Annotated in this window: 12 protein-coding genes; 10 read left to right on the forward strand and 2 right to left on the reverse strand. The window is 44.6% G+C overall.

The features are described 5' to 3' along the window. Positions 1-36: 36 nt before the first annotated feature. The 5 genes from LZ23_RS02155 (at position 37) to LZ23_RS02175 (ending at position 4813) form a co-directional block, all read left to right on the forward strand. On the forward strand, positions 37-1449 hold the full coding sequence (locus LZ23_RS02155) for a sigma-54 interaction domain-containing protein (protein ID WP_045211186.1): 1413 nt from the start codon (positions 37-39) through the stop codon (positions 1447-1449). A gap of 3 nt (positions 1450-1452) precedes the next feature. Then, complete coding sequence (locus LZ23_RS02160; RefSeq protein ID WP_045211187.1) at positions 1453-1809, forward strand: NifB/NifX family molybdenum-iron cluster-binding protein; 357 nt, start codon at positions 1453-1455, stop codon at positions 1807-1809. 287 nt (positions 1810-2096) lie between these two features. Next, positions 2097-2570, forward strand: a complete 474-nt coding sequence (locus LZ23_RS02165; RefSeq protein ID WP_232300360.1) for a sigma-54-dependent transcriptional regulator — start codon at positions 2097-2099, stop codon at positions 2568-2570. Positions 2571-2766: 196 nt separating this feature from the next. Further along, entirely contained in the window at positions 2767-3336 is a 570-nt protein-coding gene (locus LZ23_RS02170) for a CBS domain-containing protein (RefSeq protein ID WP_045211189.1), read from the forward strand. 52 nt (positions 3337-3388) lie between these two features. Then, entirely contained in the window at positions 3389-4813 is a 1425-nt protein-coding gene (locus tag LZ23_RS02175) for an SLC13 family permease (protein WP_045211190.1), read from the forward strand. Between the two features lie 663 nt (positions 4814-5476). Here LZ23_RS02175 and LZ23_RS02185 read toward each other — a convergent pair. Next, complete coding sequence (locus LZ23_RS02185) at positions 5477-8059, reverse strand: PEP/pyruvate-binding domain-containing protein (protein WP_052507041.1); 2583 nt, start codon at positions 8057-8059, stop codon at positions 5477-5479. A 423-nt stretch (positions 8060-8482) separates the two neighbouring features. Here LZ23_RS02185 and LZ23_RS02190 point away from each other — a divergent pair, with 423 nt between their 5' ends. The 4 genes from LZ23_RS02190 (at position 8483) to LZ23_RS02205 (ending at position 11755) form a co-directional block, all read left to right on the forward strand. Then, complete coding sequence (locus tag LZ23_RS02190) at positions 8483-8860, forward strand: response regulator (RefSeq protein ID WP_084590860.1); 378 nt, start codon at positions 8483-8485, stop codon at positions 8858-8860. Between the two features lie 91 nt (positions 8861-8951). Further along, positions 8952-9509: a CBS domain-containing protein gene (locus LZ23_RS02195; RefSeq protein ID WP_045211195.1), complete on the forward strand. Its 558-nt coding sequence runs from the start codon at positions 8952-8954 to the stop codon at positions 9507-9509. Between the two features lie 99 nt (positions 9510-9608). Next, on the forward strand, positions 9609-11054 hold the full coding sequence (locus LZ23_RS02200) for an SLC13 family permease (RefSeq protein WP_045211254.1): 1446 nt from the start codon (positions 9609-9611) through the stop codon (positions 11052-11054). 248 nt (positions 11055-11302) lie between these two features. Then, the gene (locus LZ23_RS02205; protein WP_045211197.1) at positions 11303-11755 is read left to right on the forward strand and encodes a response regulator; all 453 of its coding nucleotides are present in this window, start codon (positions 11303-11305) and stop codon (positions 11753-11755) included. 109 nt (positions 11756-11864) lie between these two features. On the opposite strand, the gene LZ23_RS02210 is transcribed toward LZ23_RS02205, so the two are convergent. After that, positions 11865-14450: a PEP/pyruvate-binding domain-containing protein gene (locus LZ23_RS02210; RefSeq protein ID WP_045211199.1), complete on the reverse strand. Its 2586-nt coding sequence runs from the start codon at positions 14448-14450 to the stop codon at positions 11865-11867. 390 nt (positions 14451-14840) lie between these two features. Between LZ23_RS02210 and LZ23_RS02215 the strand changes: the two genes are divergently transcribed. Then, complete coding sequence (locus LZ23_RS02215) at positions 14841-15299, forward strand: response regulator (RefSeq protein ID WP_045211201.1); 459 nt, start codon at positions 14841-14843, stop codon at positions 15297-15299. Positions 15300-15303: the final 4 nt, after the last annotated feature.

A 15303-nucleotide genomic window follows, 5' to 3' on the forward strand; every position in this document is an offset into this window, starting at 1 on the left:
AACACTTAACACTTAAAACTTAAAACTTAAACCATTATGAAAAATTCAGAAATCAAATTGAACAGCGCTGTGGTTGAAGGGCTATTTGACTCACCAGTGCAGCTGGTGAGGATACTTGACGAAATTCCTGTTGGAGCCGCCCTGCTGGATGGAGAACGCAGAATACTGCTCATAAACAGGGCTCTGGCTGCCCTGACAGGATATGACCAGTTTGAAGCCAGAGGCCTTGTATGCTCAAGTATTATTCGTAGCAGTATGTGTCTGCAGCAGTGTCCTTTGAATGATTGTGATTCCCGGGAGTATCCATTTATTCAGAGCAATATTATCAACAGGCAGAGGCAGAAGATTCCAGTGAGGATTTCTGTTTCACCCATAAACGGTCTTAACGGAAAGCATGCAGGGTATTTTCAGTTAGTCGAGGATTTGAGAGCTCAGCAGAAATCTGACTGGAAAAAGGATCACGGAGCCAGGTTTGGAACCCTGATTGGCACAAGCCCCCAGATTGAAAAGGTGTTCAGCATATTACCCATGGTAGCTCAAACAGATTCCTCCATCCTGATTACCGGCGAGAGCGGCACAGGCAAGGATGTAGTTGCCGAGGCCATTCATCTTGCATCAGACCGGGCCAAGGAACCATTTGTCAAAGTAAATTGTGCTGCACTGCCTGAAACACTACTTGAATCAGAGCTTTTTGGGCATCAGAAGGGAGCATTCACAGGCGCTACTGAAAATAAACCCGGAAGATTCCGTCTGGCCCACAATGGAACCATATTCCTGACCGAAGTCGGAGATCTGCCCACAGGGCTTCAGAGCAAGCTTTTGACCTTCCTGGATGACAAGACAATATTCCCCCTTGGAAGCACCAGGGGAATCAAGGTTGACGTCAGGATTATCGCTGCTACCCTGCGCCCATTGGAACAAATGGTCTCTGATGGTAACTTTAGAAGCGATTTGCTCTTTCGGCTGAATGTTGTGCGGCTTCATCTTCCCCCCTTGCGGGAGAGAGAAGGAGATATTCGGATTTTGCTCGAACAGATGCTGAGGAAGCTAAGCAGTCAGCTTAAAAAAAACATTACCGATGTATCTCAGGATGCCTTGCAGATTCTTCTGGACTATCATTATCCCGGCAATGTCAGAGAGCTGAAAAATATCTTGGAGTATGCGGTTAATGTCTGTCAGGGGGAATCAATTCTAACCTCTCATCTTCCAGAATATGTACTTGAACAGGGGATGAGGCAAAAGCAGGCCGCCCGCCTTTCAGTTCCTGTTTCTCCTCCCGTGCAGGTGGATCGCGGTGATTCCAAAAGCTGCACATGGGAGGACATGGAAAAAAAGATGATTCTTGAGGCGCTGGTTGCTGCCAAAGGCAGAAAAAGCAAGGCAGCGGATATCCTTGGCTGGGGCAGGAGTACCCTGTGGAGAAAATTAAAAAAGCTGGGACTGGAGTAAACTATGGTTCCCTTTTCTGTCTCTGATGTAAGACGGGTACTTGTAACGGTTCATGACCATGATGTTTCACCCCGTTTTGATATGACCCTGGAAGTTCTCATTGTTGAAAAGTCTGATAACGGGCTCATTCTGGATCAGAAGAATCTTCTTCTTTCCGAACCTTCTGCTGAAGAACTATGTTCCATTGTGCAGTCTGAAAGAGTTCAGGATGTAATTTGTGGAGGAATTGAAGAGGAGTTTTTTCAATATCTGACATGGAAAAAGATCAGGGTGTTTGATAACGTCATCGGCCCTGCCGACGTTGCAGTTGAAGCATGGCGACTTGATGAACTCAAGGAAGATACGATATTCAGGCAATAGATTTTGAGAACTCCTGGCAGCTACTCGACAATATCGAATTGAAAGGTCTGGCCCGCGGATCAAGTTCCGGATAACTGAATTGTCTAATGCCGGCTGTGCCCACAACCCAATTAAAACAAGGCTTGTCAAGTTGGGGGCGATAACCGTACTTTTCAGACTGAAGGCTGAAGACTAAGGTTCCTGGGCATTATTGCTCTTTCAAGGTTAAAAAACTTTCTTTTCTACAGGATTGAAACGGTAAGTTACTAAAAACTGTAAATAGCCCAAACTACTGAAAGGAGACAATTATGGATTACTCAGATGATTTGGAAATGTACAAAAAAATAAGACTTTTGCTGGTGGATGACGAAGAAAGATTCAGATCCACTCTGGTCAAAAGACTTTCAGAAAAAGGATTCGATCCCAAGGACGCTCCAGGAGGAATTGAGGCTCTGCAGATGATCAGGAACAGTGAATTTGATATTGTTGTCTTAGATATCAAGATGCCGGAAATGGACGGGATTGAGACTCTGGGGCAAATTAAAAAGATAAGCCCTGATACTGAGGTGATCCTCCTGACTGGTCATGCCAATGTTGAATCAGCTGTAGAAGGCATGAGGCTCGGAGCTTATGATTATCTTATGAAGCCCTGTGAATTGGAACAACTGCTTGAAAAGATCAGCGCTGCTTACGCGGTCAAGACCCAAAGAGAAGAAAAACGAGTCAGTGATAAGGTAAAGAAGGATATGGAGCACTGGCAGAAGCACTGGTACAGATCATGAGCCGACCTTGTGCCCCCGGTTTTTGATTCTAAATGTTTCTTTTTGTTTTTTTTAACTTTGTTCCATTTTTCCTGTTGACACTTTAACCTGTTTTTTGTTTTAAAACATTGAACACAAATTGCTCTTTGATAATCTTATCACAATCAGTGTTTTATTTTGTTTCATGTTTTATGAAAATTCAAGGAGGTTCCTGTTTATGTCTGATAATAAATCTGATCCCTTAACTGTTAAAGATTTAATGGTTGGACTTGATGAATTTCCAGCCATTTCAAGAGAAGCGCTTTTTATCGAGGCTTTCCATGCCCTGGAAAGGGCTAACGAAGATTTTACGACAGGAAAGTCCAAGTATCGAACACTTCTTGTTAAGGATGATAATGACAGGATTGTGGGGAAATTGTCCCCTATGGATCTAATTCAGGGGCTTGAGCCCAAGTACTCCAATATTATTGATCCCAACAGACTCAAGTTCAAGGATACATTTTATGTAATTACTTCCATGAAACATCAGAAAGTTCTGTGGGACAGGCCCTTTGAAAACTTGTGTCAGACTGCTCAAAACGCCAGGATCAAAGATTTCTTAAAGATGCCTACAGAAGGTCACCAGGTTAAGAAGGAAGATAACATTGACGAGGCCCTGCATCTGTTTGTTGTGGGTCGTCATGACTCTCTTTTTGTGGTTGAAAGGGGAAAACTTGTAGGTCTTCTTCTTTTTTCTGATGTTTATGAACATATTTCCAGAAAGATCAAGGACACATGCGAATTATGATTCGTGTGAATCCTAACCTTCAATGTCTTATGACAAAAGCGAGGAAATATCTATGGCAGAAGTAGAATCTATTAGAAAAGAAGCCAGCCCGTTGGTTATTGCTGTAAAACTGGCCATTGCCATTGGACTGGGTCTGTTTGTGTATTTACTGCCCACCCCTGACAATCTTTCCCCTGAAGGACATAGACTGCTGGCTTTGTTGACCACTGTGGTCATTTTGTTCGTGACCGAGGCCATCCCTATCGGAGTTACTGCACTTCTGGTGGGTTCTGGACTTATTCTGTTCAACATTCAGACCCCTCATGATGCCTGGGCCCCATACGCCAGTCCGGCGGTTATGTTTGTGCTCATGATCATCATGTTCGGGGTGGTCCTGAATGAAGTCGGCCTGGCCAAGAGGATCATGTATTATCTGCTGAAGTTTGCTGGTACAAAGGTCAAGCGACTGAGCCTGATTCTGTCCATTGGCTGCACCATGACCGCCAGTGTTTTTCACGATGCCACGGTCACGGTTATCATGGTATTTGCCTTTGTTCCGGTGTTCATGGCCATGGGCATGAAGCCAGGTCAGGGGCACAGGCTTCCCATGTTCTTTATGATGCTTATCCCCATGGCTGCTTCAGCAGGAGGTTTTGCCACATTGCTTGGTGGTGGACGTAACCCTCTGGCTGTAGAGATTCTTCAGGTCTTTACCGAGGAATCTCCAAAGTTTGCAGAGGCAGTCTCCATAGGATTCATGCAATACATAATTATTCAGTTCCCCATAGCCATATTAACGGCCATTGGCACCTGGGCAGTACTATGGTTCGCTTTCAGACCCAAGGAAAAGGAGCTTTCCGGGATAAGGCTTGAACATCCCGGTCCTATGCAGGTCAAGGAAATTGGTGTATTGATTGTGTTTATTGCAACATTTGCACTGTGGTTTATGGGCGATCTGACCGGCTGGCATGTTAGCATTCCGGCAGCATTGGCCATAGCAGGATTTTGCGGACCCAAGTGGATATCTTTTCAGACCATTTGTGACAAGTTCCCCTGGGAATCATGGATTGTTTTTGGAGCAGGCGTGTCACTTGGTATGGCCATGCTGCACAGCGGAGCAGGTGAGTTCCTTGCTGCATCCTTGCTGCCACTTCTCGAAGGCAGGCATGAGTTCGTGGTGTATTTCGGGTTCGGATTTTTCGGCTCTTTCATCTCCAGTCTGATGAGCAACTCCGCAGCAGTAGCACTCATGCTGCCCATAACCCTGCCCATGGCTGAGATGATGGACATGTCTCCTCAGGCAGTGGCCCTTCTGGCCCCCATGACTACATCGTTCATCATGCTGGTCATTGGATGTCCTCCAACAATTATTGCTTACAGCACTGGCTATTTTTCACAGGGGCAGTTTGTTAAGTACGCAGTGCCCTGGTGTTTATTCCTGCTGGTGGTCTGCGCTTTAAGTGTGATGATCTATTGGCCCATTATCGGGTTTTCATAAGTTGAAAACCGGACTTGTACAAAACAGGGCCTGCTTCCTGCAGGCCCTTAAAAACTTAATCAGAAACAAATTCGTAACTATTCAATACCTCGGCAGCCTCTGCCCAATTTGGTTTTCTTTTGCTGCAAACTCCCGGCGTAAGCCCGTAAGCCAAAATCATTATGTTTTCCATTTGTCGGGAGACTGTGTTTCAGCCATGCTTTTGGCTAACGGGCTCAAGGCCGGTCAAACACGCAACAATCCGGAAACCAAACAGGCCAGAGGCTTTATCCAGTGAAAGAGCTGTGCTGAGCAGTTACGCAAATTATAATTGTTATGGTCTTACCGTACAGATTGCTTCGGTCGCTTAGGCTCCCTAGCAATGACAGGTTCTGCGTAACTACATCTGTGACACCTCATGTGTCATTGCGAGCGAGTCATTTTACCTCGTTGAGTACACCCCAGTTGAATGCCCTGCGGGCCAGCTCTTCGAGCTATTCAACGAGGCAGGCGCAGTGTAGGCGCAGCCATTCAACTGGGGCGAGCGTGGCAATCCTTGTTGCGAGCTAAGCGAAGCAATCTCGCGCCAAGGCTATTTCAAGCTACTCTCAAGTTTGGTCCCAGTCCCCCCCGGTGAGATACTTAAAGCTTAATACTTAAAGCTTAACACTTAAAACTTAACACTTAATTACTTTTAAAAGAATAATTACCTCTCAAAAACTCATCAGCATACCAGCGAAGCTCGCTGTCGTTATTAAGAATTGTATCCAGAAGCCTGATGGAGCCCAGAAGTCTGCCGATTATGTCCAGTTTTTCCCTGGTTCTTGATTCATCATATTTTTTCATTTCAGCCATGAGCATGTCTCCCTTATGCTCAACCCGAAAACCCATCTTTTTCAGGATCAAGGCAATGAGCGTGGCTCGTCTGGTTCTCTGCTCAGGATCTTCTTTCCCACCTTTGAAAGAGAGCTTGATGTAGTTGTCATTGATTCTGGGGGAGCAAAAAGAATCTATGGTTACATACTGGTGTCCCAGACGAAGATTAAAGTTTACATATTCGTCTGAAATAATTGCATAGTTGGGAGTGCTGAGATCAATTTCCCTGTCAGGGTCTCCGGATATTTTTTCCCAGAAAGCGGCTTTCAGTCCTTTGACTTTTTTTCTCAAACGTCCCGCCCACTTGACCTCTTTATAAGACATGCCGTTAAGTAATGCCTTGAATGGGCTGGATGTGATATCTCTTTTGGTAACTTTCATTTTCCCCGGTTCAAGTGCTGCCCCGCCCCCAAGGTCAAGGAAATAAATATTGAGAGGCAGGGAAGTCTTCAGTCTGACCGCCATGTACTTTCCCCGTCCCTGAATGTCGTCGCCCAGTCGAAACATCTCCCGCATGGCCATTTCATGGGCAAAGCGGACAATGTCATGCAAGGTGATGCATCCCTCTGGAGTGAAGTTTTCAGCTGCAGGGTCCACAAGTTTCAAGGGAACGATCTGTTTGAGGGTCTTCTGGACTGTCTTGTATGCCGGACTGGATTTCATCAGATTAGGCCTTGGCCTTTCCTTGAGAATGTTTTCAACCCTGCCCTTGAAGACTATTCTTCTGGATGCGTCCAGGGTGATTGTTTCATAAGGCTCAATGGCCTGGGTGCCCGTTGAGGTGCCCACAAGGGTGGGGATACCAAATTCTCTGGCAACAGACGCCATGTGGCCGGTTACGCTTCCAACATCGGTGATGATGCCCTTAACCCTGGACATGGCAGAAACATAAAGGGGCGAAGTCTGAGGCGCCACCAGGATGGAATCTTGAGGGATGTTTGACAGGTTGTGCTCAGATTCAAGCACATAAGCAGGGCCGCTGGCAGTACCTGGAGAGGCGGTCATTCCCCCGGCAAGGACAATTTCATGTTCCTGATCGTCAAAGTCACGGTCCAGGGCATTGATGGGGCTTTCCTGCATTGCTCTGTAAAGAGGCCTGGCCTGCAGTACATAAGCTTTTCCTTTTTTGTCCACAGCCCATTCCATATCCAGAGGCCAGCCAAAATGTTCCTCGAGACGCAAACCGAATTCAACCAGGCAGGCGATATTTTCAGGACTAAGGCAAGGAACAGCCGCATCAGTTTCAGGCACAGGGACGGTTTTCAGATCATATTCGCTGTCCATTACCATCATCTGATCCTTGACAGCGATTTCTTCCATCATAATACTTCTGTCTTCTTTGGAAATCCTCCAGTAATCAGTAGGCATGGAGCCATCCACCACACTAACCCCAAGCCCCCAGTTGGCATTAATATAAATATCATCAACATCAGCATTGTTGGGGTCTATAGTGTACAGACAACCGCTTGCCCTTGCGTCCACCATTACTAAGCAAAGAACACTCATCAGAACATCAACATCCCTGTAACCGATTTTTCTGCGATAAAAAACTGCCCTGGGATTAAAAGTGCTTGCCACTACTTCTTTATAGGCCCTTAGTGCATTAGACATTGAGACATTGAGCACAGATGAGTGCTGACCTGCAAAACTGGTCCCCTCAGAATCCTCTCCTGTAGCACTGCTCCTGAAAGCCAGCCTGATATCATCTCCCAGCCTGTCCTGCAGTCTGGAAATCTCTCTTTTAATGGATTTGTCTAAACCAGTGGGAATTCTTGCATCCATAATAATACTTTGAATGCGGTTGCAGGCTTTTTCCAGATTCTCGGTATCATCAGGATCTAAGCCTTTCATCTCATCCCTGATCATGGAGTAAATTTCAGCCTGTTTGAAAAAATGATGGCAGGCAAATGCGGTAATGGCAAAGCCCTGAGGAGTTGGCAATTCAGCTCTGTTGGAAATTTCTGCCAGGTTTGCTGCTTTGTTTCCCACCTGAGGATGATTGTCGTTGGTAAGATTTTCCAGCGGTATTGTCCATGAGGATTTGTCCAACTTTTTTTTCGTGGCCAGATCACTGATTATCTCAGTTCCAATACGTTCTGTGGCAGAAAAAATACCCTGATACTTTCCGTTGGAAATGGCGTTGAGATCCTCACTTATATCATAAACAACACTCACCAGCTTCTCACACTGCTCCACAACTTCATCATAGTCAAAAGGCTTCGGTTCAATAAGAAGATTTTCCAGATCGTTTATCAGGGACAGAGCCTTATTATTTCCTGCAAGCAGGCTAGTGAAATAGTCATACTTCTTTTTGACATCAGCATCGTCAACATCCTCAATTTTCATGCGGATTTTTAAATTGTCCAGAACGTATTCAATGGCTTTGCGCATAGTGTGGGCCTTTATAGGACCTGAAAAAATTCAGGTATAAAAAATCACAGGCAATTTCAGTCGCACCTGCATATCTGTATGGTTGATTTGACTAATAAACACTAACTTAAAGTGCTTTGAAAAGCAACACAATCTTGACAGAAAACAGAAATATCGTACCCACATGTGTCATTATGAATCACAGGCAGGGAACGATTACAGAACTAAATGAAACATACAGGCAACACTTACATGTCCTGCTTTCACATAAGACCTTGAATTTATTTAACATATATTCTGGCATACAGATTGCTGACTATATACTTGACAAAGGAGAGGTTGGGGGTGGTTGGATCTAAATGATCATTTCCATATTGTCCAGTTACTCACAAGTTTGGTGGGATTTCAGGGCAAGAAGCCTGTTAATGACACACTGAGCAAATAATGAAGCAACGCAATATAATGATTCTCGATGAAAGCAGGAGATTCTGCAAAGTTCTGGCAAGAACCCTCGAAGAAAGAGGGTATTATGTTGCTGCAGTTTTTTCATGGGAAGAAGTTGAAGAGCATGCTTGCAGGATGCCAATCGATATCATCCTTCTCGTTGTTCAGGACGTAAACACTTCAAACTTATCCCAACTGAGCATTTTAAAGAAAATGTCTCCTGCAGCAGAAGTGATTGTTATCAGCCCCCAGTATGATCAGGCTGTTTCCATGGAGGCTATGAAGTATGGGGCACTGGACTATTTTTTCATGCCGCTGAATGTGGAAGCACTCTTTCAATCAATGGATCAATCACTTAATGATAAGATATTCAGTTGATATTATTACCCATTGAACAATTTAACCAAATTAACAGGCCCAGAGCCACATGCTAAGGGCTAAACTATACTAAAAACAATTGGAGGATGAAATGGAAAAGACCAAGGTTTATGAATTGACTGCTCCCATAAAAGATTTCCCAAGAATAAGCGAAGAAGCAAATTTTGCTGAAGCTGCAAAGGCCCTGCATCAGGCACAGGAGAACTACTTATCTGGGAAAGGCAAGCAGAGAATTTTGCTTGTTGAGAATAAGCAGGGAAAAATTTTGGGTAAACTCTCACCCCTGGACTTAATGCGCGGCTTGGAACCACAGTATCACAGGCTTGCTGATGTCAGTAAAAGTGCTTTTGTGGCCAATTACGAATATGTGATCAAAAGCATGAGAGAACAAATGTCCATTCTGGAAAAGCCTTTGAATGACTTATGCCGGAAGACAGGTGAATCAAAGGTCAAAGACTTTTTGAAACCAGTAATAGAGGCTCAGACCATCAAAGCCCAAAGCAGTCTGAACGAGGCCTTACATAAGTTTATTGTTGGGAGATTTGACTCATTATTCGTTCTTGATGGTGAGAAGTTGACGGGTATTATCAAGTTTTCAGATCTTTATGCTGAAATTTATATGACTATTGTTGAGGAGTGTAAGTTGTAGTTGTAGTTGAAAAAGTTTTAAGTTTGAAGTTTTAAGATTTAAGATTTGTAACCATTCAGCAATTCCGGAAAAAGCCGGAGTCCATACATGGAGGATAATATGTCAGAGAAGACAATCAACAATAATCAGGGTGAGTTGATAATTGATGAGCATCCTGAATCCCCTCAGCAATCAGGAAAGAGCATCATCATTAAGTCGGTGATTGCTGCAGCCCTTGGACTTTTTGTGTGGCTGCTGCCGACTCCTGAAAATTTAAGCCCTGAGGGCCACAGACTTCTGGCCCTGTTAACAACAGTGATAATATTGTGGGTTACAGAAGCTATTCCCATAGGCATTACTGCTCTGTGCGTCGGCGGTGGCATGATCATGTTCGACATAGTAGGGCGTAATGAAGCCTGGACCCCGTATGCCAACTCAGCAGTTATGTTTGTTCTGATGATCATTATGTTCGGCGTTGTTCTCAATGAGGTCGGGCTGGCCAGAAGGCTCATGTATTATCTGCTTAAGTTTGCTGGAACCGGGGTGAAGCGTCTGAGCTTTATTCTGGCCATTGGCTGCACAATGATGGCTACCATATTTCATGATGCCACTGTAACCGTAATCATGGTTTTTGCCTTTGTACCGGTGTTTATGGCTATGGGCCTTAAGCCTGGCCAGGGACACAGTCTTCCCAAGTTTTTCATTATTCTCATTCCTCTTGCTGCCTCGGCCGGAGGTTTCGGAACGCTTCTCGGCGGAGGACGAAACCCTCTGGCATTAGAGGTTCTGTATCAGTTTTCAGATGGAGCCATAACCATAAGTTTCCTACGGTATATGATTATCCAGTTCCCCATAGCCATTCTCACTGCTCTCGGAACCTGGCTTGTGCTCTGGGTATTATTCAGACCCAAGGAAAAAGAGCTCGCTGGGGTAAAGATGGATGCCCCGGGCCCCATGTCCACCAAAGAACTTGGCGTCCTGATAGTTTTTATTAGCACTTTTGTGCTCTGGTTTATGGGCGATATTACAGGCTGGCACGTCAGTGTTCCTGCTGTAATTGCCATGGTAGGTTTCTGCGCGCCAGGATGGATTTCATTTAAGACTATCTGCGACAAGTTTCCATGGGAATCATGGATCGTGTTCGGAGCAGGTGTTTCTCTGGGTATGGCTATGCTCAGTACAGGAGCAGGGCTTTTTCTTGCAGAGGCCTTTCTTCCGCTTCTTGACGGCAGGAGCTCATTTGTAACTTTTTACGGATTCGGCTTTTTTGGTTCTTTCCTTTCCAGCCTCATGAGTAATTCAGCAGCAGTGGCCCTGACCTTGCCCATTACTTTGCCCATGGCTGATATGATGGGGCTGTCTCCAACTGCAGTTGCTCTGCTCTCACCCATGACAACTTCATTTATCATGCTGGTGATTGGCTGTCCTCCGACAATTATTGCTTACAGTTCCGGGTATTTTACCCAGGTTGAATTCATCAAGGTTGCAGTACCCTGGTGTCTGATCCTGCTGGTTGTTTGTGTTATTTGTGTAATGTTTTACTGGCCATTGCTGGGATTTATCTAATGCGGGCTGTGCCCACAACTTACCTTAAACAAGGAACGTTAAGCTGGGGCGATAACTTGACTTTTCAGGCTGAAGGCTGAAGGCTGAAGAATTCGGATCTTGGCCCTTTTTGCTCTTGTCAATGTCAAAGTTAAAACAGTTCTTTTTTTGATGCAGGGTTGAGGTGATAAGTTACTTAGAAGCTCTATAGTTCAAATCAAAACTACATATAAATAGAGAATAAATGTATTCTGTGGAGGTGAACAGGAATGGAAAATTATTCAGACATGAAGATTCTACTGGTGGATGACGAGGAAAGATTTAGAAAAACCCTGAACAAACGACTGCGGGAAAAGGGATTCGATGCCGCTGATGTTGAAAGCGGAATTAAGGCGTTGGAATATCTTAAAAAAAGCAGTGTAGATGTAATGGTTCTGGACATCAAGATGCCGGAAATGGACGGCATTGAAACTTTGTTAAATGTCAAAAAGGTTAGTCCGGGAACTGAAGTCGTTCTATTGACCGGCCACGGTACAGTGGATACAGCCATTCAGGGAATGAGGGCCGGAGCCCATGACTACCTCATGAAGCCCTGCGAAATTGAGCTCCTGATAGACAAGATTGAGAGAGCCTATGACGTGAAGAAGGAGCGGGACGAGCGAATTAAAAAGGCTGAGGAGAGAAGCAGGTTAGACAAACTTGAGAAAGCGGTAAGGTTCTAAGCTGTTTTTACAGAACTGTTCATGTCAGTTTTTTGCATCACTATAGAGAGGGGCTGCTGGACAGCAGCCCCTTTCAAAAAAATCGGGATGATGCTGGATGCTGTCTTGACTATTTATGTCCTGCAGGTTCGCTGGTAAAGGTATAGTTTCCCTTCATAAACTGCTCAACATACCAGTCAATTTCCTGATCGCTGGAAAGTACCATGTCCAGCAGAAGTATCGAGCCCAGCAGACGTCCAATGTGGTCAAGCCTGTCTCCCAGTCTTTTACAGTCATATTTTTTCATTTCCCCTCTGACCATATCGCCGTTAAGCTCAACCCGGAAACCAAGCTTCTTCAGTATGGCACCGATTAAGCCAGCCCTTCTAGTTCTGCGCAGTACATCTGCAGCACCGCCCTTGAAAGAAAAGGTAATGTAATTATCATTAACGAACTTAGAGCAATAGGCATCAACAGTAACATAATGATAGCCAAGACTGGCATTAAAGTTCAGATACTCTTTTGAAATGATGGCGTAATTGGGCCTGCTCATGCGGGTTTTGGGGCCTGGTTCTTCCATAACCTTTTTTTTCATTATTGAAGCAAACTCCATCATGTCTAAATCTGCAGGAGTTGCCCAATGGACGTTTTCATTAAACATTCCTGTAAGGAGAGCTTTAAATGGCATGGACAGGATATGTCCCGGAGTTGCCTTACTTTCAGGAGTAATGGATTTGAGCCCCCCGCCGAGATCAAGTATTTCTATTTTCAGATCAGGGTCTGTGTCTAAGTGTGTACTTCTGTATCTTCCTGTGCTGATGTCCCGACTCAGGTTAAACATTTCCCGCATGGCCATTTCATGTGAAAAACGGACTATATCATGGAGCGTAACACAGCCTGCGGGTATAAAATTGCATTTTTTGGGATCAATCAGGTTCAGGGGAATGATTTTTTTAATAGTTTTATGAACCAGTTTCCAGACCGGACTATCCTTCATCAGATTTACTGGTTTAGCCTGTCTGAGCAATGATTGTATTTCACCACTGTAAACCTTTTTACGGGTAGCATCTAAAGTTATGACCTGGTAATTTGGTATGAGTTTTGTGGCATTGCTGGTGGCTACCAGGGTTGGAAGTCTGAATTCCCGGGCAACTGAAGACATATGACCCGTTACACTGCCCACATCGGTAATAATGCCTGATATTCTTGACATAATGGATACAAAGCGGGGCGAGGTCTGAGGAGCGATGATTATAGCTCCCTCAGGAACAGCAGATAGATTGTGATCCGACTGAACATGATAGGCCGGGCCTGTTGCCGTACCTGAACAAGCAGTCATGCCTCCTTCAAGAATGAGGTCGTGATGCGACAGATCATGCTCTATGGATTCATCATCTTCGTAATCTTCCTGAATCCGATTCAAAGGTCTTGCCTGAAGCATGAGTACTGTCCCATCCTTGTCAACTGCCCACTCCATGTCCACAGGCCAGGAAAAATGTTTTTCAAGCTTAAGGGCATAATCAACCAGCGTTTCTATCTGTTTCTGGTTAAGACATGGTGCATTTTGAAAATCAGCAGGAACTTCCCTGGTGACAATGCCCTGCTCCTTGTCCATAATAATCATTTCTTTTTTGAGCTTAATTTCGCTGCTGACAACTTTACCGGACTCTCTGCTGAAGCGCCAGAAATCAGTTGGCATTGAACCATCCACCACGCTTACCCCAAGCCCCCAGTTTGCACTGATATACAGATCGTCATCCTGTTCACTGGTGGGATTCACGCTGTACAAAACCCCACTGCTTGCTGAATCAACCATAATTAGACACAAAACACTCATGACCACATCAGTGTCGCGGTACCCCTTGCTGCGTCTGTAAAATACTGCCCGAGGATTAAAAGTGCTGGCAACCACTTCTTTGTAAGCCTGGATAATGCTGTCCGGAGGAACATTGAGCAGGGTGCTGTGCTGTCCTGCAAAGGAAGACTCTGAGTCCTCTCCTGTGGCACTGCTGCGTACAGCCATTCTTATAGTGCTGCCATGCTTTTGCTGGATCAGGCCAAGCTCTTGCATTATAGACTCTTCCAGATCCCGGGGAAGTGGGGCAGACATGATTGCTGCCTTGATTTCGGCACAAATGTTATTTAACTTTTCTGTATCTGAAACACTTAGGTTTTTGAGCTTCTTCTTTACAAGCTCGCTTATACCGCCCTGCTTGAGGAATTGGTGGCATGCATATGCTGTAATGCTGAAACCTGAAGGGGCAGAAAGTCCCACCCTGTTTAGGACTTCTCCCAGGTTGGCAGCTTTACCCCCGACTTCGTAATACTTGTCACGGGTAAGATCTTTGAGGGAAATGGCCCATTCTGCACTTTCCAATTCTCTCTTGTCCATAAATTCATGCAGAATGGATATGCCGATTTTTTCAGTAGCCTCAAATAGTCCGGAATATTTACCTCCTGAAATGGCATTAACATCTTCAGAAATATCATACACAGTACTGATGAGCTGTTCGCACTGGGACACAATCTCATTGTAGTCAAAAGTTCTGTGCTCAAGAACCAGATCTTCAAGAGAGCTGATAAGCACCAGAGCTTTATTGTTGTTAGCGAGAAGGCTTTTGAAGTACTCATATTTTCGCTTAAATAAAGCATCTTCAATACTGTCGAAGTTTTTGCGCTTTATTTTGCTGATCAAAAAGTCCAGAAAACCGGACATTATTTTCCCCTTCTTTTAAAAACTTGAAAGTTAAAAGTTATCAGTAAAAAACAAGGACTGAGGTGCCTGCTCCCGCCTGACCAAGCAAAAGGCTAAACTTTTACCCGTAAACTAAAGTTGCAGTGGTAACAAGCTAAGTTCCTTCATGGCAGTAAGCATTGACAATGCCTGCTGTTAAAGTTGCTTCATCCATGTAAATGTGCCTGCTCATTAGCTCAAGTATCAAAAAATTGCAATACGTACGATTGTGGTTCTAAGCAGGGCAAAGAATCAGACCTTGTTAAAAAAACCTTGACATGTTTTCCTCAAACAGACGAATATGTTACAAATTTCTTGGTAGACGAAGCAAGTGCGAGTCTATACTTAAGCTTATATTACTAAGGAGACTTTATGACCATGCAGGATAGCACAGGACCCAAAATCTTATTGGTTGACGATGAAGAGCGCTTTCGTACCACGCTGTCCAAAAGAATTCATGAGAAGGGTTTTGATGTAACAGATGTGGACAGTGGTCAGGCAGCACTTGATTATATCAGGAACAACCATGTCGACGTAATGGTGTTAGACATCAAGATGCCGGGAATAGACGGAATAGAAACCCTGGGCGAAGTCAAAAGACTTGTTCCCGGTACAGAGGTTGTCCTGCTGACAGGTCATGGTACAGTGGAAACAGCCATAGAAGGCATGCGATCCGGTGCCTATGATTATCTCTTAAAACCATGTGAACTTGACGAGCTGATGGAAAAAGTAAATGGCGCTTTTACTGTCAAAGTAGAGCGGGATCAAAGAATCAAGCAAGCTGAAGAAAGAAGCCGTCTTGATAAACTTGAAAAAGCTATCAGGTTTTAAGCAA

Origin of the sequence: Desulfonatronovibrio magnus, assembly GCF_000934755.1 — a bacterium.
GTDB classification, from domain to species: domain Bacteria; phylum Desulfobacterota; class Desulfovibrionia; order Desulfovibrionales; family Desulfonatronovibrionaceae; genus Desulfonatronovibrio; species Desulfonatronovibrio magnus.